This is a genomic window from Romboutsia sp. MSSM.1001216sp_RTP31141st1_G3_RTP31141_220114 (assembly GCF_039031195.1).
Classification (GTDB): domain Bacteria; phylum Bacillota; class Clostridia; order Peptostreptococcales; family Peptostreptococcaceae; genus Romboutsia_C; species Romboutsia_C hominis.
On the sequence record NZ_JBCIUO010000008.1, the window covers coordinates 1 to 25,422 of the forward strand.

At 28.4% G+C, this 25,422-nt stretch carries 22 protein-coding genes and 1 rRNA gene; 2 read left to right on the plus strand and 21 right to left on the minus strand.

All coding sequences use genetic code 11. The annotated features are described in order from the left end of the window. The 10 genes from ABCP60_RS11495 to ABCP60_RS11540 form a co-directional block, all read right to left on the minus strand. Window positions 1-80 (minus strand): 16S ribosomal RNA (locus ABCP60_RS11495); the annotation flags it as partial. Between the two features lie 609 nt (window positions 81-689). Continuing rightward, on the minus strand, window positions 690-1,745 hold the full coding sequence (locus tag ABCP60_RS11500; protein WP_176579628.1) for a spermidine/putrescine ABC transporter substrate-binding protein: 1,056 nt from the start codon (window positions 1,743-1,745) through the stop codon (window positions 690-692). Further along, on the minus strand, window positions 1,742-2,419 hold the full coding sequence (locus ABCP60_RS11505) for an ABC transporter permease (protein ID WP_092923305.1): 678 nt from the start codon (window positions 2,417-2,419) through the stop codon (window positions 1,742-1,744). The genes ABCP60_RS11500 and ABCP60_RS11505 overlap by 4 nt, the downstream gene beginning before the upstream one ends. A gap of 104 nt (window positions 2,420-2,523) precedes the next feature. Further along, a complete protein-coding gene (locus ABCP60_RS11510) occupies window positions 2,524-3,363 on the minus strand; it encodes an ABC transporter permease (protein WP_166504874.1) in 840 nt (279 codons plus the stop codon). Window positions 3,364-3,365: 2 nt separating this feature from the next. Beyond that, window positions 3,366-4,409, minus strand: a complete 1,044-nt coding sequence (potA, locus tag ABCP60_RS11515; RefSeq protein ID WP_166504873.1) for a spermidine/putrescine ABC transporter ATP-binding protein — start codon at window positions 4,407-4,409, stop codon at window positions 3,366-3,368. A 17-nt stretch (window positions 4,410-4,426) separates the two neighbouring features. Beyond that, window positions 4,427-4,966 carry an XRE family transcriptional regulator gene (locus ABCP60_RS11520; protein WP_092923256.1) on the minus strand — a complete coding sequence of 180 codons (540 nt, stop codon included), beginning with the start codon at window positions 4,964-4,966 and terminating at the stop codon, window positions 4,427-4,429. A 375-nt stretch (window positions 4,967-5,341) separates the two neighbouring features. Further along, window positions 5,342-7,693, minus strand: a complete 2,352-nt coding sequence (locus tag ABCP60_RS11525) for a leucine-rich repeat domain-containing protein (protein ID WP_343101791.1) — start codon at window positions 7,691-7,693, stop codon at window positions 5,342-5,344. 340 nt (window positions 7,694-8,033) lie between these two features. Next, complete coding sequence (gene nagB / locus ABCP60_RS11530) at window positions 8,034-8,783, minus strand: glucosamine-6-phosphate deaminase (RefSeq protein WP_343101792.1); 750 nt, start codon at window positions 8,781-8,783, stop codon at window positions 8,034-8,036. An 18-nt stretch (window positions 8,784-8,801) separates the two neighbouring features. Beyond that, window positions 8,802-9,932 carry an N-acetylglucosamine-6-phosphate deacetylase gene (nagA, locus tag ABCP60_RS11535; protein WP_343101793.1) on the minus strand — a complete coding sequence of 377 codons (1,131 nt, stop codon included), beginning with the start codon at window positions 9,930-9,932 and terminating at the stop codon, window positions 8,802-8,804. Window positions 9,933-9,943: 11 nt separating this feature from the next. Beyond that, window positions 9,944-10,678, minus strand: a complete 735-nt coding sequence (locus ABCP60_RS11540) for a GntR family transcriptional regulator (protein WP_092923217.1) — start codon at window positions 10,676-10,678, stop codon at window positions 9,944-9,946. Between the two features lie 338 nt (window positions 10,679-11,016). Here ABCP60_RS11540 and ABCP60_RS11545 point away from each other — a divergent pair, with 338 nt between their 5' ends. After that, entirely contained in the window at window positions 11,017-11,859 is an 843-nt protein-coding gene (locus tag ABCP60_RS11545) for a S1-like domain-containing RNA-binding protein (RefSeq protein ID WP_092923214.1), read from the plus strand. 45 nt (window positions 11,860-11,904) lie between these two features. Here ABCP60_RS11545 and ABCP60_RS11550 read toward each other — a convergent pair whose 3' ends face one another. Genes ABCP60_RS11550 through ABCP60_RS11560 form a run of 3 tightly spaced genes read right to left on the minus strand, consistent with a single transcriptional unit; the run spans window position 11,905 to window position 14,497 of the window. Next, entirely contained in the window at window positions 11,905-13,083 is a 1,179-nt protein-coding gene (locus ABCP60_RS11550) for an NADP-dependent malic enzyme (RefSeq protein ID WP_092923210.1), read from the minus strand. Between the two features lie 16 nt (window positions 13,084-13,099). Continuing rightward, window positions 13,100-13,648 carry a Fe-S-containing hydro-lyase gene (locus tag ABCP60_RS11555; protein ID WP_166504870.1) on the minus strand — a complete coding sequence of 183 codons (549 nt, stop codon included), beginning with the start codon at window positions 13,646-13,648 and terminating at the stop codon, window positions 13,100-13,102. 9 nt (window positions 13,649-13,657) lie between these two features. After that, the gene (locus ABCP60_RS11560; protein WP_166504869.1) at window positions 13,658-14,497 is read right to left on the minus strand and encodes a fumarate hydratase; all 840 of its coding nucleotides are present in this window, start codon (window positions 14,495-14,497) and stop codon (window positions 13,658-13,660) included. Between the two features lie 172 nt (window positions 14,498-14,669). Here ABCP60_RS11560 and ABCP60_RS11565 point away from each other — a divergent pair, with 172 nt between their 5' ends. Then, on the plus strand, window positions 14,670-14,882 hold the full coding sequence (locus ABCP60_RS11565; RefSeq protein WP_092923204.1) for a DUF378 domain-containing protein: 213 nt from the start codon (window positions 14,670-14,672) through the stop codon (window positions 14,880-14,882). 74 nt (window positions 14,883-14,956) lie between these two features. Here the strand turns inward: ABCP60_RS11565 and ybaK are convergent, their stop codons facing one another. From ybaK to ABCP60_RS11605, 8 genes are all read right to left on the minus strand, one after another. Further along, on the minus strand, window positions 14,957-15,436 hold the full coding sequence (gene ybaK, locus ABCP60_RS11570; protein WP_092923201.1) for a Cys-tRNA(Pro) deacylase: 480 nt from the start codon (window positions 15,434-15,436) through the stop codon (window positions 14,957-14,959). A 3-nt stretch (window positions 15,437-15,439) separates the two neighbouring features. Further along, window positions 15,440-17,230 (minus strand): aminopeptidase P family protein, encoded by a 1,791-nt coding sequence (locus ABCP60_RS11575; protein ID WP_092923198.1) that lies wholly within the window; start codon window positions 17,228-17,230, stop codon window positions 15,440-15,442. 169 nt (window positions 17,231-17,399) lie between these two features. Continuing rightward, a complete protein-coding gene (locus tag ABCP60_RS11580) occupies window positions 17,400-18,230 on the minus strand; it encodes an energy-coupling factor transporter transmembrane component T (RefSeq protein WP_092923195.1) in 831 nt (276 codons plus the stop codon). After that, window positions 18,227-19,933 carry an ABC transporter ATP-binding protein gene (locus ABCP60_RS11585; RefSeq protein WP_092923192.1) on the minus strand — a complete coding sequence of 569 codons (1,707 nt, stop codon included), beginning with the start codon at window positions 19,931-19,933 and terminating at the stop codon, window positions 18,227-18,229. Before ABCP60_RS11585 ends, ABCP60_RS11580 begins: the two co-directional genes overlap by 4 nt. 19 nt (window positions 19,934-19,952) lie before the next feature. Then, entirely contained in the window at window positions 19,953-20,510 is a 558-nt protein-coding gene (locus tag ABCP60_RS11590; RefSeq protein WP_092923189.1) for an ECF-type riboflavin transporter substrate-binding protein, read from the minus strand. Between the two features lie 292 nt (window positions 20,511-20,802). Continuing rightward, the gene (locus tag ABCP60_RS11595; RefSeq protein ID WP_092923186.1) at window positions 20,803-21,189 is read right to left on the minus strand and encodes a hypothetical protein; all 387 of its coding nucleotides are present in this window, start codon (window positions 21,187-21,189) and stop codon (window positions 20,803-20,805) included. A gap of 215 nt (window positions 21,190-21,404) precedes the next feature. Then, window positions 21,405-23,342 carry a YgiQ family radical SAM protein gene (locus ABCP60_RS11600; protein ID WP_343101794.1) on the minus strand — a complete coding sequence of 646 codons (1,938 nt, stop codon included), beginning with the start codon at window positions 23,340-23,342 and terminating at the stop codon, window positions 21,405-21,407. A gap of 367 nt (window positions 23,343-23,709) precedes the next feature. Next, window positions 23,710-25,362, minus strand: a complete 1,653-nt coding sequence (locus ABCP60_RS11605; protein ID WP_092923180.1) for an amidohydrolase — start codon at window positions 25,360-25,362, stop codon at window positions 23,710-23,712. Window positions 25,363-25,422 lie beyond the last annotated feature (60 nt).

The window sequence follows — 25,422 nt, forward strand, 5'->3', positions numbered from 1 at the left end:
TCCGAAGAGAATCGCTCGACTTGCATGTGTTAGGCACGCCGCCAGCGTTCATCCTGAGCCAGGATCAAACTCTCAAATATAAGTTTTCCTGCTCAGACTATCATTATCTGAATATCTGGCTTGGTTTGTTTTCGATTCTTTTAAGAATCAGTTATATAAATTAACCTACTGTTTAATTTTCAAAGTTCATTTTAAGCGACTATATTGGCGCTTACTTTTTTGTTTTGCCCTTTTCTTAAGGACAAGTATAACTATACCACCTTGAACGTATATAGTCAATAGTTTTTATTATTTTTTTATTTATATAAATCTCATACCTCTCTTCTTGTTTTTAAGTTAACATATGTCTCTTTAAATTAATAATATAATACTATAATCAAATTATATTACTTTAATAGGACATTCAATGGGTGGTGCTATATGCATTAGGTATATATCTAGATACAATGGATATGGAGTATCAAGACTTTAAAACTCTTATTTAGTTCATTTAGAAGAAGATGGGCATAAAGCCTTCTATGAATCAAGAGATATAATAAATAAAGTTCTGGAAGAGTTTATAAAACAAACTACAAAAGAAACTATTTTTATATATAAACAATAAGAATTATGTATTAAGTTTTATCTATTTATAAATTAACATAAAGTATAATTTCTTTTCAAAAAAAAGAGTAGAATACTCTACTCTTTTACTTTGATTTTAACTCAATCCAAGCTCTATCATATAATTTTATTTTGTCATCTAAATCTATAAATGTCTCGCATTTATCCAGTAACTTTTTAGGTGGATATGCAACTGGATTTTCAGTTGTTTGTTCATCTAATAGCTCTATTGCTCCCGTATTAGGTATAGAATATCCAATATATTCAGCATTTTGCTTAGCATTTTCAGGTTCTAATAAAAAGTTAATAAACATTTCAGCTTCTTTCTTATTTTGTGCTGTTTTGGGTATGCACATAGCATCTACCCATTTATTAGTTCCCTCTTTTGGTATTACATAAGCTAAGTTAGGATTTTGTTCCATTAAGGTAACTGCATCTCCAGAATAAATTATTCCCATAGCAACTTCTTCGCCTAATAATCTATCTTTACCTTCATCATTAACATATGCTAAAACTAAATCTTTTTGCTTCATAAGAAGTTCTTTTGCTTCTTCTATTTCTTTTGGATTTGTAGTATTCATACTGTATCCAAGTTTTTTTAATGCTATTGCCATAGTATCCCTAACTGAGTCAAACATCATTATGTTTCCTTTATATTTTGGATCCCATAATATGTCCCAGCTATCGACAGGCTCTTTTACCATTTTCTTATTATATAATATTCCAAATGTTCCCCACATATATGGTACGCTGTACTCATTATCTGGATCATATACTGGATTTAAAAAACTCTTATCTATATATTTCATATTTGGTATATTTTTAAAGTCTATCTTTTGAAGTAAGTCCTCATTTCTCATTTTCTCAACCATATAATCTGAAGGGAAAACTAAGTCATAATTAGTACTTCCACTTTTAACTTTCTGATACATCATCTCATTTGTATCATAAGTCTCATATAATACATCTATTCCAGTTTCTTTTTCAAACTTAGCTATAAGATCTTCGTCTATATAATCCCCAACATTGTATACATTAAGTACTTTTGTAGAATCTGTAGAACTTTTACATCCAGTTAATGCTACTGAACTTATTATACCTATAGTTAAAAGCGATATTATCTTTTTTCTTATTTTCACTATTTGTCACTCCCTGCTACTATAGATTGTTTTTTATTTGATATTAAAAGCAATATTAATACTACTGTAAACATTATAGTAGATAAAGCATTTATTTCTGGTTTTATACCTCTTCTTGCCATACCATATATTTCTATAGAAAGATTACTAACTCCATTTCCTGTATTAAAGAAACTAATTATAAAGTCATCTATTGACATCGTAAATGCAATTAAAAATCCTGATATTATTCCTGGTTTTATTTGAGGAAGTATTACTTTCCTAAGTGCATACATAGGTGTAGCACCTAGGTCCATTGCTGCTTCTTCTATGTTTTGTGGCATCGACCTAACCTTAGGAAGAACCGACAATATTACATATGGTATACTAAACATTATATGAGCTAATAACATAGTTGTAAAACCAAACTCTATGTTTAAAAAAGCAAATAAACTCATTAGAGCTACTGCTGTTACTATATCTGGGTTTAGCATAGGAAGATAGTTTACATTTAACATTACCTTTCTTCCTCTTGTTCTCATCTTTTGTATTCCTATTGCACTTATAGTTCCTACTATAGTTGCTATTATAGATGAAATTAAAGCAACTATTATAGTGTAGTATAGTGCACTCATTATATTCTCATCATGTATTAATCTTTGGTACCACTTAAACGTAAATCCACTCCAGTGAGCCATTGATTTAGAATCATTAAATGAAAATACAACTAGTGCAAATATTGGTGCATATAAGAATAAGAATACCAAAAACAAATATACATTAGATATTACTTTCTTTAACTTTAAAATAATAACCCACCGCCTTCTTTATCTGATTCATCATCAACTTTAGACATTACTGCCATTGATATAAGTATTACTATCATCATAAATATAGAGACTGCTGAACCAAAGTTCCAATCTCCTACAACAGTAAATTGTTGTTCTATTAAATCACCTATTAACATAAATTTACCACCACCAAGTAATCTTGATATAGCAAATGTTGTTACAGATGGCATAAATACCATTGTTATTCCAGAAACTACGCCTGGCAAACTTAATGGGAATATCACTTTGGTAAATACTTGTAAACTATTTGCTCCTAAATCTCTTGCAGCATTTATTAAATCATTATCCATCTTAGATAAAGATGTATATATAGGTAAAACCATAAATGGTAAGAAATTATAAACCATTCCAAGTAATATTGCTACATTAGTATATAATATGCTAACAGGTTCTATTCCAAATATTCCTAATAAATAGTTTAAAAGTCCATTTTTACCAAGTATAGCAACCCATGCATAAGTTCTTAATAAAAAGTTCATCCACATAGGAAGTATAAATAATAATATTAATGTTCCTCTTCTATTTACATTTGCTTTTGATATTAAATATGCTACTGGGTATCCTACTAAAAGACATATAATTGTAGATATTCCAGCTAATGTTATCGATCTAAAAAATACTTTAAAATAAATAGGGTCCATCAATTCTTTGTAGTTAGCTAAAGAAAACACTCGACCATTATCTGTTTCTATAGTAAAACTAAAAACAAATACTAGTATTAAAGGGATTACAATAAATATTGCACTCCATACTATATATGGATATGCTAGTATAGATTTTTTATTTTTCATAATTAATTTTGCTCTTTTCTCATTATATGGATATCTTCTGGATATATATCCATTCCTAATTCTGATCCAACTTGTGCATTTTTAGTATTATGAAGAATCCATTTTCTATCATTTTCTTTAACTTCTATTTCATAATGAACACCCTTAAATATACTAGATGTAACTGTCCCTTTTAACATTGAATCCTCTGGATTTACCATTTTTATATCTTCTGGTCTTATTACTACTTCTATATTTTCATTTTTTTCAAACCCTTTGTCTACGCATTCAAATACTTTACCGCAAAATTCAACTTTATAATCTTCTAACATAATTCCATCAAATATATTACTTTCTCCTATAAATCTTGCAACAAATGAATTTTTAGGTTCATTATATATATCTTCTGGTGTTCCCATTTGTTGTATCTTACCTTTGTTCATTACAACTATAGTATCTGACATACTAAGAGCTTCTTCTTGGTCATGAGTTACAAATATAAAAGTTATTCCCAACTTCTTTTGCATTCTCTTTAATTCTATTTGCATCTCTTGTCTTAGCTTTAAATCTAACGCCCCTAAAGGTTCATCTAATAATAATAATTTAGGTTCATTTACTAATGCTCTAGCAATAGCAATTCTTTGTTGTTGCCCTCCACTTAGTGAATCAACCTTTCTATTTTCTTTTCCTTCTAATGCCACTAATTTTAACATTTCTTTTACTTTTTCATCTATTTTATCTTTAGGCATTTTCTTTATCTTAAGTCCAAATGCTATATTTTCATATACATTCATATGAGGAAACAATGCATATTTTTGGAAAACTGTATTTACAGGTCTTTGGTATGGAGGTATTTCATTAATCTCTTTTCCTTCAAATAATACACTACCTTCATCTGCCTGCTCAAACCCTGCTATTATTTTAAGCGTTGTAGTCTTACCACATCCACTTGGACCTAGTAACGTTAAAAATTCATTTTTCTTTATATCTAAAGATAAATCATCCAAAACTTTTAAATCATCATATTGTTTTGATAGATTTCTTAATTCAATTATATTTTCACTCAATTATTAACACCTCTTTCCTAGAATGATGGAGGAGTTGATACCCAAATCACTTTTGCAGTAGTTTTTCCTGCATTTGATATGTAGTGATTAGCTCTTGGCTTAAAGTAAAAACTCTCTCCTTTTCTTACTTTATTATATTTATCTCCTATATGAAGGTATATGGCTCCTGAAAGAACATAGCCAAACTCTTCACCTTCATGTGGCTTTTCTTCCTTATACCTACCGCCTGGTTCTAGAGTTACTATTACAGGCTCCATTTCATTTTTTTGTGAATTTGGAACTAACCATTTAAATGTATATTTAAGATCTTCATCTTCTGTCTCAAACATATCATCCTTTGTAAAACAAATTCTTTCATCATCTATTTCATTAAAAAATTCTCTCAAGTTTGTTCCTAATATTTCTAATATATCTATAAGTGTAGCTATGGATGGTGAAGTTAAATTATTTTCTAATTGAGATATAAATCCTTTTGATAATTCACATCTATTAGCTAATTCTTCTTGAGTCAATTGCTTTTCAATTCTCATTCTCTTTATTTTCTCACCTATATCCATCTTTCCACCTCCTAATTTTCATATTTTTAGTAAACATATTGTTTAAAATACCTAAACATCAAAGTTTATTATATAAAACTTCTATATATAATTCAATAGTTTTTTTAATTTTTTCATTTTTAAAGCATTACATATAAATCAAGTATTTTACTGGTTTTATATGTAAAATACCTCTACATTTGTTTATATTAATATTCATAAAGTTTAGTATCTCTAACTCACTTTTATAATCTAAAAAATTTTAACTCTTTTATATTTTTTATTTTTCTTAAAGTATATATATCATCTATTTTCCTTAAATTTGTAAACCCTATACTAATGTAAAATAAAATCGCATAAATAATTTAGGTTAAAATAAAAAAAAATAAGGCTTAACTAAGCCTTATTTTTTTTTATTTTATTTACAACTAGTCCTAATAATGCTACTAGTACTAAAGCAATATATCCTAAACTACCTGTATCTCCTGTTTGAGGATTAAAATTATCGTTTATCTCGATTTTATTAGGTTGATGTAAACTACTTGGTTTATTCGCGCTTACAATACTATTTGAGCTTACACTACTTTCATTTGACTCTGATTTATTTTCAGTCTGATTGTTATTTGTATCATTTTTAATAGAATCTAGTAAAACGGTAACTATCCTTTTTACAGTAGTAGTATTTCCATCACTGTCTGTTACCGTATATATTAATTCATATTTACCTGGCTTATTGACATCTACATTTCCTGTTATCTTAATATCCTTAGTTATATTACCATCCTCAGTATCTGTAGCAGTTACTCCAGCCATTGGATCAAATTCCGTTCCTTCTCTTATACTTATATTATCAACTCCAGTTATTACTGGTTTATCATTACTTTTTACTGTGACTGTAATTGTTTTAGTAGCTGTTGCTCCTTCATTATCTGTTACTTCATATTTAACTGTGTAAGTACCTACCTTATTTGTGTTAACTGTATCTTCCACTACTTTAATTTTGTCAGTAATATTTCCATCTTCTTTATCATTAGCAGTTACTCCTGTTAATGGATTAAACTTTTCTCCAACCTTTATTGTTTTATTCTCTGCATTTATCGTTGGTGCTTTATTTACTATAAGTTCGATTGGTTGAATTACATTACCTGAAAATTCAGCATTACATTTACCAATATTTACATTCTTTGAAAAAGAGTAATTTTCACTATTAACATTTATATCTTTCCATAAGATTTTGTTAGTATCTTTATTATATAATCCATTTTCAGAAATATTTGATGGTTCTATTTTATTTCCTTTTTCATCTACTATTATGTCATCAATTTCTATTGACCCCAATTGCTTTACTTTTTTTGATTTTAATTTTATATTTTGGTTATCTAATTGTAAGTAATTTAAATGGTTCAAACTAGCTAAAGGAGTTATATTGCTTATTTGATCATTGTTTAATTTTAAAAAAATCAGTTTATTTAGATTAGCTATAGGACTTATATCACTTATCTTATTATCTGCTAAATCTAAAATAATTAACTTAGATAATCTCTCTAAGATGTTTATATCACTTATTTGGTTATTAGCTAAGTGCAAGATAGTTAATTTAGTTAAATTTGATAAAGGAGTTATATCACTTATTTGATTATTATTTAAATTTAAAAAATCTAAATTAGTCAAATTTTCTAAAGAGTTTATGTCATTTATCTCATTATCACTTAAATATAATCCTGCTAATTTAGTCAATCCTCCTATAGAACTTATATCACTTATGTGATTGTAAGACAAATGCAAGCCATGTAATTTAGTTAAGTTTGACAAAGGAGCTATATCACTTATTTGATTGTGATTTAAATATAAATAATTTAAATTAGTTAATTTTGATAAAGGGCTTATATCACTTATTTGATTTTCAGTTAAGCGCAACGTAACTAAATTAGTTAGATTTGATATAGGACTTATATCGCTTATTTGGTTATTAGTTAAGTCAAAAGTAGATAAATTAGTTAATTTAGTTAAATTTGATACATAACTTATATCACTTATTCGATTATTAGCTAAATCCAAATCAGCTAAATTAGTTAAATTTAATACAGGACTTATATCACTTATTTGATTTCTAGCTAAGTTCAAAGTAACTAAATTAGTTAATTTTGATATAGGACTTATATCACTTATTTGATTATTGGTTAAGTGCAAAATAGTTAATTTAGATAAGTTTTTTATAGGACTTATATCATTTATTTGATCTCCATCTAAGTATAAGTAAGTCAAATTCACACAATATTGCAGTCCTTCTAAATCTGATATTTTTGAATCAATTACAGTTAATCTTTTTAATGACTCTAATTCAGACTTACTTATATCTGCATCCAAATCTTTCTTTCTTAACTGTTTATTTATTGCTCTTTTTAAATTTATATCTTTAATATCAATTATTTTACTTTCTTTAACCTTTTCATCTACAGATTTAGCATCGCTATTTACTATAGGTTTATTTTCAATTTTTAAATTATTATCTTTAATTTCATTTTTAGTATCTATACTTTCTGTGTTAGAAATTTCTGTAGATGGCTCATTTTTTTTATCTATAGAAATTGGATCTAAATGTTCTTCTTTATTCAAACCAATTCCAGTTGTATCTTTATTACTAGACTCTATTTCATCTGCTAGTACATTTACCATCATTGATTGTATAGTTACTGTTGTTGTAATTACTAATACAAATGTCTTTTTAATATTATTTTTTTTGCTCATTAGATTTTTCCCCCCTTTATTTAATTAAGATTCAAATAAAAGTTTTATTAAATAGAACATTATAAAATAATGGAAATTATTGCTACTTACCATTCTTACCCCTAAAAACTTTTTAAAATCAAATTTCAAAAAATAAAATTATTGATACCTAATATTCATATATAGATTTATAATACTTAAATTCATATGAAAATTAGTATAGGTTTAAAAAATTTCTCTATTGGTTAAATAATCATCTAAAACCCAGTTGTACAATTTTTTATACCATTTAATGAAATATAAATACTTAAAATATAATTTTAATTAATAAAAAATAACACCTCATATGAGGTGTTATTTTTTATACTAACTTATAATCTTTTGGATCTAACTTACTTGCTGAGTCTTTATCTAAGATTAATACTATATCATTATGAAATTGTAATATTGATGCTGGCACTTCTGGTAAAACTTTACCATATACTGTGTTATATATAGCTTCTGCTTTTCCTTCTCCTGATGCTAAAAGCATTATTTTTTTAGACTTAAATATTGAACCAGTTCCCATAGTTATAGCCTTCTTAGGTACATCATCTATGCTATCAAAAAATCTTGCATTAGCTTCTATTGTACTATCCTTCAAATCAACTAAGTGAGTTCCTCTTTCAAAGTTTATTGTAGGCTCATTAAATCCTATATGAGCATTGTGACCTATACCTAATACTTGTATATCCACTCCCCCAGCTTCTTTAATAGAATCATCATATTTTATACATTCTTTTTCTATATCATCAGTCATACCATTTGGTATATGTATATTTTCTTCTTTTATATTTATATGGTTAAATAAATTTTCTCTCATAAAATAGTCATAACTTTGTTCGTTTGACTTTGGAAATTCAAAGTATTCATCTAAATTAAACGTCTTAACTTCAGAAAAATCTATAAGACCTTCTTCATACATACTTACTAACTCTTTATACATTCCTATTGGAGTGCTTCCTGTAGCTAATCCTAAGACAGAATCTGGCTTTAGTGTTAATTGACTAGCTATCATTTGTGCAGCTTTTTTACTCATTTCATCGTAATCTTTGCATACTAATATTCTCATAATAAATTACCCCCTCATCTATTTTTTGTATATTATTTTTCCACAGTTTATAGTCATATGACAGTTTATATTTTCATCAAATATAGCTATATCTGCATCCTTTCCTATTTCTATACTACCCTTTTTATTATCTATTCCTATTGACTTAGCAGGGTTTATTGATGCTAATTTTATAACTTTTTTCATATCTAAATTAGTATTATTCATAAAATTATAAACCATCTTATTAAGAGGCATAACGCTTCCTGCTAGGCTTCCACTTTCTAATCTTGCTTGATTGTTCTTAACAATAACCTTTTGGCCACCTAGAGAATACTCTCCATCTTCTAATCCACCAGCTTCTATTGAATCTGTTATAAGAATTACCTTATCCTCACTCTTATTATTCAAGATGAATTGGAATAAATCCTTCACTATGTGTATTTCATCAGCTATTACCTCACAATATGCATTAGTTGTAAGAGCAGCTCCGACAACCCCAGGATTTCTATGATTTAGTCCACTCATTCCATTAAATGTATGTGTTATATTACTAGCTCCCATATTTATAGCTTCTTTTGCTTCGTCATATGTAGCTTTACTATGACCTATTGATAAAACTATGTCTGTGTTAGCTTTAATTTTTTTTGTAAATTCCATATCTACATCTTTTTCTGGGGCATAAGTTATTATCTTTATTACATCCTTGTATTTGTCTATAAATTCATAAGTTGGAGCAACTATAAATTTTTCATTTTGAGCTCCTTTATAATCTTTATTTATAAATGGTCCTTCTAAATGAGTTCCTATTACTTGGGCTCCTTTAGTATCTTTATCCATATATTTCTTTATAGTATCTAAAGCATCTGTTATACTCTTTTCATCCATAGTCATTGTTGTTGGTAAAAACGAACTTACACCATGTCTTGCTATGGATTTAGCTATTGTGCAAATAGCATCATCAGTGCCATCCATTGTATCTTTTCCCATGTTACCATGTATATGTATATCTATTAATCCAGGACATACATAATTTCCATTGGCATCTATTATTTCACAATCTTTTGGTGCTTCATTAACTATATCGATTATCTTCTCATTAAATACTAATACTTTATTTTCTACTATTTGGTTTTCTAAAACTATTTTTCCATTAACTATACATTTCATACTTAACACCCCTACTCACTTAATATTAATTCATATTGATACTTATCACTTCTAAATATAGATATTGTATATTCTATTGGCTTTCCTTCAGTATTATATGAATTTCTTTGAAGCTTAAGCGCTAATGATCCTTCTTCTGTATCTAATATATTAGATTCTTCTTCTGATAAAATCACTGGCTCCATAGTCTGCCTAGCTTTTGTTATCTTATAATTATAGTTTTCACTCAGCATTTTATATAACGAATTATTATCTAACATTCCTTTAGTAAAACCTTTGCACATTTGTTCCGACAGATAAACAGTTTCTATACCAAATGGCTCTCCATCTGTATACCTTAGTCTAACTACCTTATATACATTAGTCTTTTCATCTTTTATATTTAATTTATTTTTTATTAAGTCACTTGGTACTTCCATTTCAAAAGATAGTATATCAGTCCTTATGTTTATACCCTTTTCTTTCATTACATCTGTAAATCCTTTTACATTTGAGAACTCATATTTTTTCTTTTCCTTAGCAACAAATGTACCTTTACCTTGTACTCTATATAATATTCCTTCACTTACAAGACCCATAATCGCCTTATTGACAGTCATGCGACTTACATTTTGTCTAGAACAAAGCTCTCTTTCAGGTATTATAGCGTCTCCTTCTTTTAATTCTCCATCTTCTATCATTTTTCTAATTATAGAACTTAATTGTATGTGAAGTGGAGTGGTAATATTTTTATCTACTATTTCCATATTTTTCACCACTCTTTTTATGTTGTAATATTTATTTTGGTATATACCAATTGTACTTTATTTCTATCTATCTATTCAATAGTTTATTTAAAATTTGCATAAAATATTTTTAAGTATATACAATGACAAATTTTAAATAATTCATTATACGATAAAAATAATGTTTTTGCATCATGTTCTTTATATGTTATATGTAATATTTTGTTTAACATGTGTGCTTTCTATGGTATTATATTAAGATACACTATTAAACTTACATATTTTAATTTTAATAAAAGCATAGTATTTAATTATTTTAATCGTATATATTAAATCAAAATTTAAGGAGATGATAAAACTTGATAAAAATAGGTGATTTCAATAAACTTGAAGTTAAGAGAGAAACAAGCTTTGGTTATTTTTTAGATGGAAAAACATCTAATTCAAAGGATGATATTTTACTTCATAAAAGATTTATAGGACATAACAAAATAGAACTTGGAGATGTAGTAAATGCATTTATCTATATAGATTCAGAAGGTAGACGTACAGCTACACTTATACCTCCTAAAGGTAAAGTAGATGAAATATGCTACTTAAAAGTTGTTGCTCACACTAAAATAGGTAGCTTTATAGATATTGGACTTCCAAAAGATATATTAGTTCCTTTTAAAGCTAAAACTTACGATTTAGAGAAGGGGAATAGATATTTATTCAATATATATCTTGATAAAACAGGTAGGCTTGCTGCTACGACAGATATAGATAGTTTATTAACAACAGACCACAGTTATAATATAGGAGATACAGTTTCTGGTATAGTTTATGGATTCCAAACTAATAATAGCGCTATGGTATGTGTAGATAATAAATATGCTGCAGTTATACTTGCTAATGAATACTTTACAGATTTAAAACATGGAGATAAACTTGAAAATCTAAGAGTTATAAAGATTTATGAAGATGGAAAGTTAGGACTTACTCCTAGACAAGAAAGAAAAAATGAACTAGATTCTCTTGAGTCTCAAATAATAGATTATTTAAAGAGTAATGATGGTCATATGAATTTTAATGATAAAAGTTCTCCAGAAGATATATCAAAAGAATTTAAAAGCAGTAAGAAAAACTTTAAACGTGCTCTTGGAGTACTAATGAAAAAAGATTATATATATCAAAATGAAAATGGAACATATTTAAAATAAAAATATAAAAAATGGAGTTTACTTAATTGTAAACTCCATTTTTTATTAGATTCTATTAACTTTAGTTTTTATAGCAGCTTTTTTAACAGCATTTGCTACATTATTAGTAACATCTTTATTGAACGGATCTGGTATTATATTTTCTGAAGATATTTCTTCTTTTCCTATTGTATTTGCTATTGCATAAGCTGCCGCAATTTTCATTTCTTCGTTTATATCACTAGCCCTAACATCTAATGCCCCTCTAAATACACCTGGAAATGCCAATACATTATTTACTTGATTAGGAAAATCTGACCTTCCTGTTCCAACTACAAGAGCCCCTCCTGCTTTAGCTTCATCTGGCATTATTTCAGGTATTGGATTTGCCATAGCTAAAACCATAGACTTATCTGCCATAGTTTTTATATCTTCTCTATCTAATAAGTTTGGCGCAGATACACCTATAAACACGTCTTTACCTTTTATTACTTCTTTTAAAGTTCCTCTTTCATTTCTAATGTTCGTTATATCTAACATATCTTTCTGTGCCCAGTTTAGATTGTCCATTTCTTCATTTATAGCACCATATTCATTACAGAATATTACATTCTTAACCTTCATACTTAATAGTATCTTTCCTATAGCTAATCCTGCAGCTCCCGGTCCGTTTATTACTATTTCTAAATCCTCGATATTTTTACCAGATAATTTTGAATAGTTTATTATAGCTGATGCAACAACTATAGCCGTACCATGTTGATCATCATGAAATACAGGTATATCCATTTCTTTTTTTAATCTAGATTCTATTTCAAAACATCTAGGAGAACTTATATCCTCTAAGTTTATTCCTCCAAATACTGGCTCCATTAATTTTACGGTATTTACTATTTCATCTACATCATTTGTTTTAAGACATATAGGGAATGAATCTACATTCGCAAACTCTTTAAATAATATTGCTTTTCCCTCCATAACAGGTATAGATGCTTCTGCACCTATATTCCCAAGTCCTAAAACAGCACTTCCATCACTAACTACCGCAACAATATTCCCTTTTGATGTATATCTATAAACATCATCTTTATTTTTATGTATTTCTTGACAAGGTCTGGCAACACCTGGAGTGTATGCTACTGCTAATTCATCTCTATTCTCTACTTTTACCTTACTTACTACACTTATTTTCCCTTTGTTTTCTTCGTGCATTTTTAAAGCTAATTGTGCATAATCTTTAGACATATTCTACCTCCGTGTTTTATCTTTTACAATAAAGTCTCCTACCTTTTTCGTATATATTTTCACCATAACTATCTATAGCTACAATTAATTGCAAATCTTCTATTTCTAATCTTCTTATTGCCTCTGCACCTAAATCATCATAAGCTATAACTTCACAAGATTTTATAGAATTTGATATATAAGCACCTGCACCACCTATCGCCGCAAAGTATACAGCCTTATGTTTTTTGATACCTTCTATTACAGCTTCACTTCTTTTGCCTTTTCCAATCATAACCTTAAGACCCCTTTCTAATAGAGGAATAGTTAAGTCATCCATTCTATAACTTGTAGTTGGCCCTGCTGAACCTATCACCTCATTTGGCTTATTTGGAGTTGGTCCAACATAATATATAGCCTGTCCGCATATATCAAAAGGCATTTTTTCTTTTCTTTCTATAGTTTCAATAAGTCTTTTATGAGCAGCATCCCTTGCAGTATATATAGTTCCACTTAAACTTACTACATCTCCACATCTCAACTTGATTATTTCTTCATTGGATAACGACATATTTAATTTAATCATAAACCACCCCTATATTATAACTTTTTTGTGTCTTGAAGCATGACAGTTTATATTTACTACAACAGGAAGACCTGCTATATGAGTTGGAAATGTTTCTATATTTACAGAAAGAGCTGTCGTATTTCCACCTAAACCTTGTGGTCCTATTCCCAATTTATTGATTTCTGCTAATAATTCCCTCTCTAATTCTGCTATAAATCTATCTTTACTATGTTCTCCAATGTTTCTAAGTAAAGCTTTTTTTGATATTTGAGCACACTTATCTATAGTACCACCTACACCAACACCTACAACTATAGGTGGACATGGATTAGGACCAGCTTCTGATACTGTATTTATTATAAATTCTTTTATCCCCTTTACCCCATCAGATGGTTTTAGCATCTTCATTTTACTCATATTTTCACTACCAAAACCTTTAGGAGCAAATTCTATCTCTATCTTATCTCCCTTTACCATTTCATAGTGTATTATAGCTGGAGTATTATCTTTCGTGTTAATTCTATTTATAGGATCTACTACAGATTTTCTAAGGTATCCTTCTTCATATCCTTGTCTAACACCTTCGTTTATAGCAACTTCTATTGTACTTCCTCTTACTAATACTTCTTGACCTACTTTTACAAAAAACACTGCCATACCAGTATCTTGACAGATTGGTATTTTTTTTTCATTTGCTACTTGTATGTTTTCTAAAAGTACATGTAATATATTCTTCCCTAATTCACTTTCCTCTTTTTCTAAATTATTATGTATAGCGCATACAACATCCTCTCCTAAATTTATGTTAGCGTCTATACACATTTTTTTTACTACTTCTGTAATTTTATGAGATTTAATTTCTCTCACTCGAACATACACCCCATTTTTATTTTTAATATTCGTAACACAATTAGACTTTATCATTTTTTACAAATTTTAACAATATATTGCTTATATTTTAATTATTTTAATATTATGTATAAAATGTAATTATTTGTTAATCATATAATATACAAATAATTTTTTTGGAGGTATAACTATGGATATGTTATATGATATAGCTCTTATACTAGTTATTATTGGTGCTATAAATTGGGGTCTAGTAAGTATCGCTAATTTTGATTTAGTTGCAGCAATTTGTGCTGGTGGAGGAAGATTTGGTAATATAAATACTTTAAGCAAAATAGTATACGGCTTAGTAGGACTTTCAGGGATTTATATAGCAATAGATTACTTTATGGCTATGATGTAAAATTTATATTTACCTAACTTTATAAAAACATAATTTTTTATATAAAATAAAAAAGAGGGTATTTACCCTCTTTTTTATTTTATAATATCTCTAAACTCTAAATTAATTATATCTTTTAAATCTTTTGGTGAAATCTCTACTTGGTAACCTATTTTACCAGCGCTAACTATAATGTTATCAAGTTCTTTTGCACTTTCATTTACAAAAGTTTTATAAAGTTTTTTCATACCTATAGGTGAACATCCCCCCCTTATATATCCAGTAAACTTATTTATATCATTTACATTAATCATCTCTATACTTTTTTCGTTAGCTACTTTTGCTGCTTTTTTTAAATCTAAATGTTCATTTACAGGTATAACATATACATATATGTTTTTACTTTGAGATATAGCTACTAATGTTTTATATACTATGCTAACATCTTTACCTATCTTCTGAGCTACTTCAACTCCATCTACATGTTCTCCTTTTTTGAATTCATAAGAGTACATATTATATTTTATTTTTTTAGAGTCTAGTATTCTACATACATTAGTTTTTACCTTACTCACTTATTATATCTCCCTTGTATAATTTCTTAACCACTCACACTCATCTTTACTTAAGAATGGTGATATTTTATCAAATACTTCTTTGTGATAATTGTTTAAGTATTTCTTTTCATCTTCTAACATTAAACTTGCATCTACTGCATCTAAATCAATTGGCGCAAAAGTTATAACCTCAAAGTCCATGAATTGACCATATTCATTTTTCTCAGCTTTTCTTGTAACTACTTCATTTTCTATTCTTATACCATGAGAACCTTCTATATATACCCCTGGTTCATTAGTAGTTACCATACCTTCTTCAAGCACACAACTATCATCTCTTTCTGGTACTACTCTCCATCTAAATCCATTTGGAGCTTCATGAACATTTAGTACAAATCCTATACCATGACCTGTTCCACATTTATAATCTATTCCTAAATTCCAAAGTGGACCTCTAGCTAATATGTCAAGATTATACCCTCTGCATCCATATAAAAATTTAGCTTTAGATAATCTAATCATACCTCTAACCACATTTGTAAAATGAGTCTTAGCATCTCTTGTTATTTCACCTAATGCTATAGTTCTTGTTATATCTGTAGTACCATCATAATATTGCCCACCTGAATCTATTAAGAATAAATCTCTTGGTTCTAGTTTATAGTTGCTTTCTTCTGATGCGCTATAATGCATCATAGCAGCATGTTCTCTATATGCAGCTATAGTATTAAAACTTGGTTCTATAAATTTATCTTGTTCTCTTCTTAAGTCTTCTAGTTTTTGAGCCGCACTTATTTCAGTTATTTCTTCTTTATCTACATTAGTTTTAAGCCAATACATAAATTTAGTGAAAGCTACACCATCTTTTATATGGCTATTTCTTATATTCTTTAGCTCTATTTCATTTTTTATTGCTTTAAACATAATAGTAGGATTTTGTGTATCTATCTTTCTAATAGATTTTGATATATTGTTATAAATAGCATAATTTACTTTATTTGAATCAAGTAACACAACTTCTTTTTCATCTATAGTTTTAACAAATTCATATATAGAGTCGTATGGTTTAACTTGTACTTTCTCTTTATTTAATTCATTTTTTATAGTTTCATCTAATTTGTCTTCATCTATAAATAAATAAACTTCATCTAAAGTTATAACTGTATAAGATAATACTACTGGATTGTGTTTTATATCTCCACCTCTTATATTAAATAACCACGCTATATCATCTAATGTTGTTATGATATGCACACTTGCTTCTTTTTCTTTCATAGCATTTCTTACTCTTTTTAACCTTTCTGAAAAACTTTCTCCTGTGTATTTAACATCTAATAAAAAAGCTTTTTCCTTTGGTAATTCCGTTCTATTTTCCCATATTTGACCTACTAAATCATAGTTATATTCTATATCAATATTTTTAAATTCTAATTTATCTTTTAAATTTTTTCCTTCTTTTGCACATACTACTTTACCATCAAAACCTAGTTTTGAATCTTTTTTCATATTATCTATTAGATATTTTTCTATAGTAGGGACACCTTCTTCTCCCATTTTAAATAACTTTATAGTACTATTTTTAAGTTCATTTTCAGCTTGTATGAAATATCTTCCATCTGTCCATAAACCTGCTTCATCTTGAGTAATTACTATTGTACCTGCTGAACCTGTAAATCCTGATATATATTCTCTTGATTTAAAGTAATCACCTACATATTCACTTTGGTGATAATCTGAAGATGGTATTAGGTAAGCATATATCCCTTTGTCGTTCATTAACGCTCTTAATTTATTGATTCTTTCTTTTATCATAGTCTTACTCCTTTCAATTTTGATTATCTTATGTACTATTTTAACACTATTTAGTAATTTTAACTAATTAATTTATATTATAATTTATCAAATATAAAATAGCCTATATGAAATTTCATATAGGCTATCATCTATGGATTTTAAATAGTATATATCTGGCAATTTTATATTATATAAAAGGATTATAAAATCTCGAACCATCGACCTTAATCATAACTATAGATATTAATAAAATTATTATTAACACTAGTATAGATATATAATCTCTTTTTTCAAATTTTCTTCTATTAAACCAAGTACGTTTTTTGTTATTTCCAAAAGCTCTTAGCTCCATAGCTAAACTTATTTTATCTATTCTTTCTAAACTAGAGAATATCAAAGGCATAAGTATTGCTGCCGAATTTTTTATTCTTTTAGATAACTTTTCTTTTTTTGATAAATCAATTCCTCTTGCTTGCTGAGCAAAAGATATATCCTTATAGTCCCTTTGAACATCTGGTATATATCTAAGAGCGATTGATACTGTATATGCAGCTTTATAACTTACACCAAGCTTATTTAATGATGCTGCAAATTCACTTGGATCCGTTGTAAGTATAAATAAAAGCGCCATAGGTATTGTTGCAAAGTATTTCAATACTACATTTAACTCATAAAATAGTTGTTCTTTTGTTATTGTATATGGGCCTATTAAGTGAAGTAAATCCGTCCTACTTCCATATATTTCTACACCTTGATATGGAGCAAATATAAATATTAAAAGTGCGTTTAGTAGTAAGAAAAATAATATAAAATAAAGCACAAAAGATACTTCTTTAAATTCAATTTTTGACATTTTAAATACTACTATTCCAACAATAAAAAGTCCAAGTAAAACTCTTGTATCATATGTTATCATTGCCGCTATTGTCCAAAGTAAAAAACATATTAACTTTGTAGCTCCAGTTAACCTATGAATAGGTGAGTCTTTCTTTATATATGACAACATTTCTGTATTCATATGTTTCTAACCCTCCTATCATAATCAATAAATCTATTTACAAATTCTACAGAATCTTTTATTTTACATTTTATAGCTAGTTCTTGTAGTGATGTTTCTTTTAAATTTGCTTTTTCTATTATCTCTTTATTTGTTAATATCTTAGTTGATTTATCATCACCTATTTTTTGACCATTTGATAAAACTACTACATTACTTGTATATTCTAGCATAAGATGCATATCATGAGTTACCATAATTATAGTAACACCCTTTTTATTTAACTCTACTAAAAATTCCATTATTTCTGTATAATGCTTGAAGTCTTGTCCTGCTGTAGGCTCATCTAGTATTATTACCTCTGGATTTAATACTAATATAGATGCTATTGTAACTCTTTTCTTTTGACCAAAACTAAGTGCTGATATGGGCCAATTTCTGTACCCATAAAGTCCACAAGTTTTAAGTACATTTTCTACTTTTTCTTTTATTTCTTCTTTATTATATCCTCTTATCTTTAAACCAAAAGCTACTTCATCAAATACCATAGTCTTAGATATCATTTGATTAGGATTTTGCATAACAAATCCTATTTTTTCCGAACGCTCTTTTATAGATTCATCTTTTATATCTTTCCCATCAAATAATATTCTTCCACTAGTAGGTTTGTAAAAACCACATATTAATTTTGATATAGTAGATTTACCTGCACCATTTTTACCTACTATACTTGCTATATCACCTTTTCTTATCTTAAAAGATACATCTTTAAGTATTTGTTTTTCAGGAGAATATGAGAAGTTTATGTTATCTAGTTCTAATATATAGTCGTTTTTAGTTTTAGATTCTTCTTTTTTAGTATTCTCATACCAGTCATTGACTTTATCTTTACACTTTTCTATATCTAATGTATTTATACTTTCAGGTTTTAAGTCTTTACTTATCTCACAACCTGAGTATTTTAAAGCAGTTATATATAAAGGCTCTCTTACCCCAACTTCTTCTAAGATGTTAGTTGATAAGAGTTCATTTGGAGTAGTATCTGCTACTATACATCCTTTGTCCATAACTACTATTCTATCTACTTTACAATGAAGAACATCTTCTAATCTATGCTCTATTATTACCATTGTTTTATTTTCTTTTTGTTGTATACTATCTATAAGTTCCATAGCACTTTTCCCTGTCGCAGGATCTAAGCTTGCTAAAGGCTCATCAAATAGTAATACTTTAACTTCATCTACTGTTACTCCAGCTAAAGTTACTCTTTGTTTTTGACCCCCAGATAATTTGTATGGTGATGCTTCTAATTCCTTATCTATATCAACTAACTTAGCAGCTTTGTTAACTCTATCTATCATTTCATTTTGCTCTACACAATAGTTTTCTAGTTTAAATGCTATATCTTCTCCTACTGTAAGACCTATAAACTGGCTGTCTGGATCTTGAAGAACAGTCCCAACTACTTTAGATAATTCAAATATATTTTTATTTTTTATATCCTCATTATTTATTCTTAATTCTCCACTCATCTCTCCACTATAGAAAAATGGTACTAGCCCATTAAGGCAATGTGCTAAAGTACTTTTACCTGAACCTGATGGTCCTACTATTAATACTTTTTCACCTTCATAAATAGTCAAGTTTATATTTTTTAATGTTGGCTCAGCTTGAACTCTGTATTTAAAATTGAAGTCTTTAAACTCAATTATTTTCTTTTTCATAAATGCCTCCTTTCGCCTATTATTCTTCTACTCTTAAACTCCCGCTCTTTATTTTTGTTTTAGAGTATGTTTTTAATATTAATGTTCCTAATATACCTATTGTAACCATGTTTGATATTCCACCTATAGCTCCTTGTATGTATACCTTATTTGCAGGTTCTGCATATATAACTATATCTAAAGTAGGTGCTACAACAAACCAAGCTATTATATTTGCTACAATTTGAGTTATATTAAAAATTATAATTTGTTTAATGGAGAAATCTCCTTCATCTACTTTTATTCTTTTATACATTATACCTATTATAAGACCCACTATAGCCGATGATATTACCCAACTAAACCAAGGCATTCCATAAAACACTAAATCTTTTAATCCATGTCCTATAAGCCCTATTAAAAATCCTGCTATAGGACCATAAATTACTGCCATTAACGCTAGATAAGCATATGCTGTTTCTATGTTAGTGTTTGGTATACCACTTGGTATAGAACCAAATCTTCCCAATATCATAAATACAGCAGCTCCAATTCCTATAGCAACTATAGTTTTTATTGAAAGTTTACTTTTATTCATACTTATACCTCTCTATTTTAGATGTATACATTTATATTTATTTAAATTAAACACAAATTTTAGTATAACCCTTACTAAAAAAAATGTCAATGTTAGTCGATTTTTTAACCATATTTATACCTTTATTATTTGCGTTATTTTTTATAAATACTTAATCTTTTAATTAAATAATTAATATATTTTATGCTTATAACAAAAACAAAAAAGGCAGAGAAAAATCTCTGCCTTTAAGAAATTATTGATTTTATTCTTAAGGTAACTTATTTATTTTATTAGATAATAAATAACAGCATTAATTTCCAAGTGAGTCAAATTGTAAATCAAAGCATAGTAATACTCTTGCAGTCATAGTTGTTGATAATGCTGTAATTACAACAGCATTTAATTGAGCTACTGAAATTACCGCTTCTTGATTTGGTGCTATGACAATGTCAATAGGACTTGCTTGAACTCTAATACTTACAGTTCTTGATAAGTTTCTAATCTTTATTGTAGCACGTGTAGTAGCTGGATCAGATGAGTCATAAACAACTACTCCAGCAGGTGTAGCAGTTGATCTTATAGTAAATTGTTCCTTAACAAATCCTTCACAGCATCTACTTTCTATATCACATACTTCATCTCTTATATCCTCAAAATCGTCTCTTTGGAAATATTCACAATTATTATTTCTGCACATATTATATTAACCTCCTTTTAATTAGGACAGCTTATTTGCTTGTCCTTTAATATAATATGTTTTAGATAAAATTTCGTTACACTAATCGACTTTTTTTTACATTTTTTGCTATTAATTTAAATTTCCAATATTTCAATAAACTTTTATCATTAATTTATATAAAATACTATAAAGATAATAAAAGGATATGAACTTATGTCATATCCTTTATATATTTATCTTCTTTTCTTTTTCATAGGCTTAGAACTTTTAGAAAACTTTTTACTTGACTGATTATTTCTTGAAGAATTTCTTCCTCTTGAAACCTTATTATTTGAATTTTTAGAATTCATGCTTCTATTTGAATACCCTCTAGCTTCTCTTGGTTTTATTAAACATCTTGGATTAAATCCTATTAAATCTTCTCTTCCAGCTTCAACTAATGCTGCATGCACTAAATCATAGTTTCTTGGAGCACTATATTGAAGTAATGCTCTTTGCATAGCCTTTTCTTGTTTAGACTTAGGAACATATACTGGTTTCATAGTTAACGGATCTATTCCTGTATAGAACATCGTAGTTGATAATGTCCCTGGAGTTGGATAGAAATCTTGTACCTGCTCTGGTTGATATTTAATGTCTCTTAAGTACTCTGCAAGCTCTATAGCTGAATTTAATGTTGAACCTGGATGAGACGACATTAAATAAGGTATAATATATTGTTTTTTGCCAGCTCTTTCACTTAATCTAAAGAATTTTTCTCTAAATTTATCATAAGTATTTCCTGCTGGCTTTTGCATATGTTCTAAAACTTCTTCTGCTATATGCTCTGGAGCAACTTTTAATTGCCCACTAACATGATGTTCAACAAGCTCTTTAAAGAACTTATCGTTTTTATCAGCCATTACATAGTCATATCTTATTCCTGAACGTACGAATACCTTCTTAACCTTAGGTAAATTTCTAACTTTTCTCAATAATTCTAAGAAATCTGTATGGTCAACTTTTAAGTTCTTACATGGATCTGGGTGTAAACATTGTCTATGCTTACACGCCCCTTTAGTTATTTGCTTTTTACATGCTTCATGTCTAAAGTTTGCTGTAGGTCCTCCAACATCATGTATATATCCTTTAAAATCTAGAAGTTCTGTTATATATTTAGCTTCATCTAGTATAGACTCATGGCTTCTACTTTGTACTGCTCTACCTTGATGGAATGTTATCGCACAGAATGAACAGCTTCCAAAGCAACCTCTTGAACTTACTATGCCAAATTTAACTTCTTCTATAGCAGGTATCCCACCCATTTCTTTGTATATAGGATGATAATCTTTAGCATAAGGTAGTGCATAAACTTTATCTAGCTCTTCTCTATTTAATGGTGGTTCTGGTTTATTTTGAACTAAGTACTTATCACCATGTCTTTGTATTATAACTTTTCCTCTATATGGATCTTGCTCATCATATTGAATTTTAAATGCTTTTGCATATTCTTCTTTACTTGAACATACATCTTTATATGATGGTATCTCTACATAATCATCATATATTTCTTCTTTACTATCTGCTATATAACAAGTTCCATTTATATGTCTTATATATTTAGGATCAAATCCATCATTTAAAGCATTAGCTACTTCTACTATTTGTCTTTCACTCATACCATAAACTAATAAATCTGCACCACTATCTATTAGTATAGACTTTCTTACTTTATCTCCCCAATAATCATAATGGGCAAATCTTCTTAAACTTGCTTCAAGCCCTCCAATTGCTATGTTAGCATCTTTGTAAGCTTCTCTAATTTTATTACAATAAACTATTACTGCCCTATCAGGTCTAAGTCCCATTTTGCCACCTGGAGAGTACATATCTTTGTCTCTACGCTTTTTACTTACTGAATAGTGATTAACCATTGAGTCCATATTTCCTGAATTAACTAAGAAACCTAGCCTTGGTTCTCCTAACTTCATAAAATCATCAGTACTTTTCCAATCTGGTTGTGCTATTATTCCTACTTTATACCCTGCATTTTCTAATACTCTAGATATTATAGCTGTACCAAAGCTATGGTGGTCAACATAAGCATCTCCTGTAACTATAACAAAATCTAGTTGTTCCCATCCTCTATCTATCATATCTTGCTTGCATATAGGTAAAAATTTGTTTTCCATTTTATCACCTGCTTAATCTATATTTGTCTATTTTAACATATTAAAAATTCATTTTCTGTCTTTAGGTCTTAAGATTTAATTATATCATTAATTTACTTTATTTTTAATCATTATTTGTTTATTTTTATCAAAATTAAAATAAGTATGGTAATTTTATATAATTTCCTGGAAAATATTTATGCTTACTGTCTCATTTTATATTTTACTACACAAAATAGATACTCTTAATTATTATTAACCACTTAATATAAATATCAAACAAAAGTATTAGTTAAAATGTTTATTTATTAGTTTTTAGGCTATAAAAAATTTTTAATTTGCTTAAAATTTAAAATAGCGATGAGATATCTCATCGCTATTTTTTATATTATGCGTTTTGTAATTCAGCTTCTTTAACAAATATAGTTTTACCTTCTTTTATAGTTTCTAATACTTTTATGTTTTCTATTTCCATAGTATCAACTTCAAGAGGGTTTTTATCTAATATAACTAAGTCAGCTAATTTACCAACTTCTATACTACCTTTTACATCTTCTTCGAAGTATTGATATGCACCATTTATAGTTACAGCTTTTATAGCTTCCATAACTGATATTCTTTGATGCGCTCCTAATACTCTTCCTGATTCTGTAGTTCTATTAACAGCTGTATGCATAGCTATTATTTGGTTTGGCATTTTTACTGGTGGATCTTGGTGTAGCGTAAACTTTATACCCTTCTCTAACGCCCATCCTATTGGAGATATATTTTGAGCTCTTTCTGGTCCAAATACTTGATCATGGTGTAAATCTCCCCAGAATCTTACATGATCATTGAAGAATGTTGGTATTGCACCTATTTCTTTAACATCATCTAATTGGTCTTCTCTTAATGCTTGACAGTGAACCATAACAGGTCTTAAATCTGCTTTACTTCCTGTTATTTCTAAAGCTTTTTTGTAACATCTTAAGAATTGAGCACAAGCCTCATCACCATTTACATGAGTATGAACTTGTACATTTAAGTTTATACAATCAACAAAGTAATTAGTTACAACTTCATCAGTTTGAGTTCCATATCCACAGTAATCAGCTGGTTGACCTTCTGGCACAACGTGATAAGGCTTACTTAACCAAGCAGTAAATCCTTGTGGAGATCCATCTAACCAAGTCTTAGCTCCTGCTAACTTATAATGATTGAAGTATTCTCTCTTTGGAGTTCCTTCATTTTTCATTAAATTCATTGTTGATGGCTGAGTAGCAAGTCCAACTATATCTATCATTAACATATTATTTTGAGCACATGCTCCTAATATATGATTATAATGATTAGCTTCTTCTACTGAAGCATCTTGAGTTGTTGTAATACCTAATGATGCATATATCTTTTGAGCTTTAACAACAGCCTTTAAAACTTCTTCGAATCCTGGAGCTTTTATAACTTTTTTCTTTTCACTATCTAATATAGCATTTTCTTCTAATACTCCATTTGGTTCTTTTGAGTCAGGTGATACAGTTCTTACAACTCCACCTTCTGGAACTATATAGTCATCACCTACATATCCATATAATTCTAATGCTTTAGAGTTTACAGCTGATAAATGCCCTGATGCATGAGAAACAGTTATCGGTACTTCTGTACTTATTTGGTCTAAGTCAAACTTAGTTGGATGTTCTCCACCTTCAAATTTAGTGTTATCATATCCAAATCCTATTAACCAGTTTCCATCTGTTGGAGGATCACTTTCGAAGGCTTCTTTTAGTCTAGATAATAGTTCTTCCTTAGAAGTTACATCTCCTAATGTTACTATCATTAAAGTTTGAGCTACAGCAACTACATGTCCATGAGGATCTATAAACCCTGGAAGAATTGTTTTCCCATCTAGGTCTATTTTTTCAGTAGTTTCATCTGCTAACGCAAGAACTTCTTCATTACTTCCTACTGCTTTTATTTTTCCTTCTTCAACTAATATAGCTTGTGCTATTGATTCATTTTTATCAACAGTTACCACTGTTCCATTGAAGTAAATCTTTTTAGTCATTGTATTTCTCCCTTCACCAGGCAAGTTTTAATGTATATATATAAAGCTACTTACTAATAT

Excerpts from the sequence above, each read along its gene's own strand:
- ABCP60_RS11510 (WP_166504874.1), bottom strand. The coding sequence starts at position 3,363 with ATGAAAAATAAAAAATCTATACTAGCATATCCATATATAGTATGGAGT.
- ABCP60_RS11555 (WP_166504870.1), bottom strand. The coding sequence starts at position 13,648 with ATGATTAAATTAAATATGTCGTTATCCAATGAAGAAATAATCAAGTTG.
- ABCP60_RS11525 (WP_343101791.1), bottom strand. The coding sequence starts at position 7,693 with ATGAGCAAAAAAAATAATATTAAAAAGACATTTGTATTAGTAATTACA.
- ABCP60_RS11565 (WP_092923204.1), top strand. The coding sequence starts at position 14,670 with ATGGATATGTTATATGATATAGCTCTTATACTAGTTATTATTGGTGCT.
- ABCP60_RS11600 (WP_343101794.1), bottom strand. The coding sequence starts at position 23,342 with ATGGAAAACAAATTTTTACCTATATGCAAGCAAGATATGATAGATAGA.
- nagA (WP_343101793.1), bottom strand. The coding sequence starts at position 9,932 with ATGAAATGTATAGTTAATGGAAAAATAGTTTTAGAAAACCAAATAGTA.
- ABCP60_RS11595 (WP_092923186.1), bottom strand. The coding sequence starts at position 21,189 with ATGTGCAGAAATAATAATTGTGAATATTTCCAAAGAGACGATTTTGAG.
- ABCP60_RS11520 (WP_092923256.1), bottom strand. The coding sequence starts at position 4,966 with ATGGATATAGGTGAGAAAATAAAGAGAATGAGAATTGAAAAGCAATTG.
- nagB (WP_343101792.1), bottom strand. The coding sequence starts at position 8,783 with ATGAGAATATTAGTATGCAAAGATTACGATGAAATGAGTAAAAAAGCT.
- ABCP60_RS11575 (WP_092923198.1), bottom strand. The coding sequence starts at position 17,230 with ATGATAAAAGAAAGAATCAATAAATTAAGAGCGTTAATGAACGACAAA.
- ABCP60_RS11590 (WP_092923189.1), bottom strand. The coding sequence starts at position 20,510 with ATGAATAAAAGTAAACTTTCAATAAAAACTATAGTTGCTATAGGAATT.
- ABCP60_RS11540 (WP_092923217.1), bottom strand. The coding sequence starts at position 10,678 with ATGGAAATAGTAGATAAAAATATTACCACTCCACTTCACATACAATTA.
- ABCP60_RS11550 (WP_092923210.1), bottom strand. The coding sequence starts at position 13,083 with ATGTCTAAAGATTATGCACAATTAGCTTTAAAAATGCACGAAGAAAAC.
- ABCP60_RS11580 (WP_092923195.1), bottom strand. The coding sequence starts at position 18,230 with ATGAATACAGAAATGTTGTCATATATAAAGAAAGACTCACCTATTCAT.
- ABCP60_RS11605 (WP_092923180.1), bottom strand. The coding sequence starts at position 25,362 with ATGACTAAAAAGATTTACTTCAATGGAACAGTGGTAACTGTTGATAAA.
- ABCP60_RS11505 (WP_092923305.1), bottom strand. The coding sequence starts at position 2,419 with ATGGCTCACTGGAGTGGATTTACGTTTAAGTGGTACCAAAGATTAATA.
- ABCP60_RS11585 (WP_092923192.1), bottom strand. The coding sequence starts at position 19,933 with ATGAAAAAGAAAATAATTGAGTTTAAAGACTTCAATTTTAAATACAGA.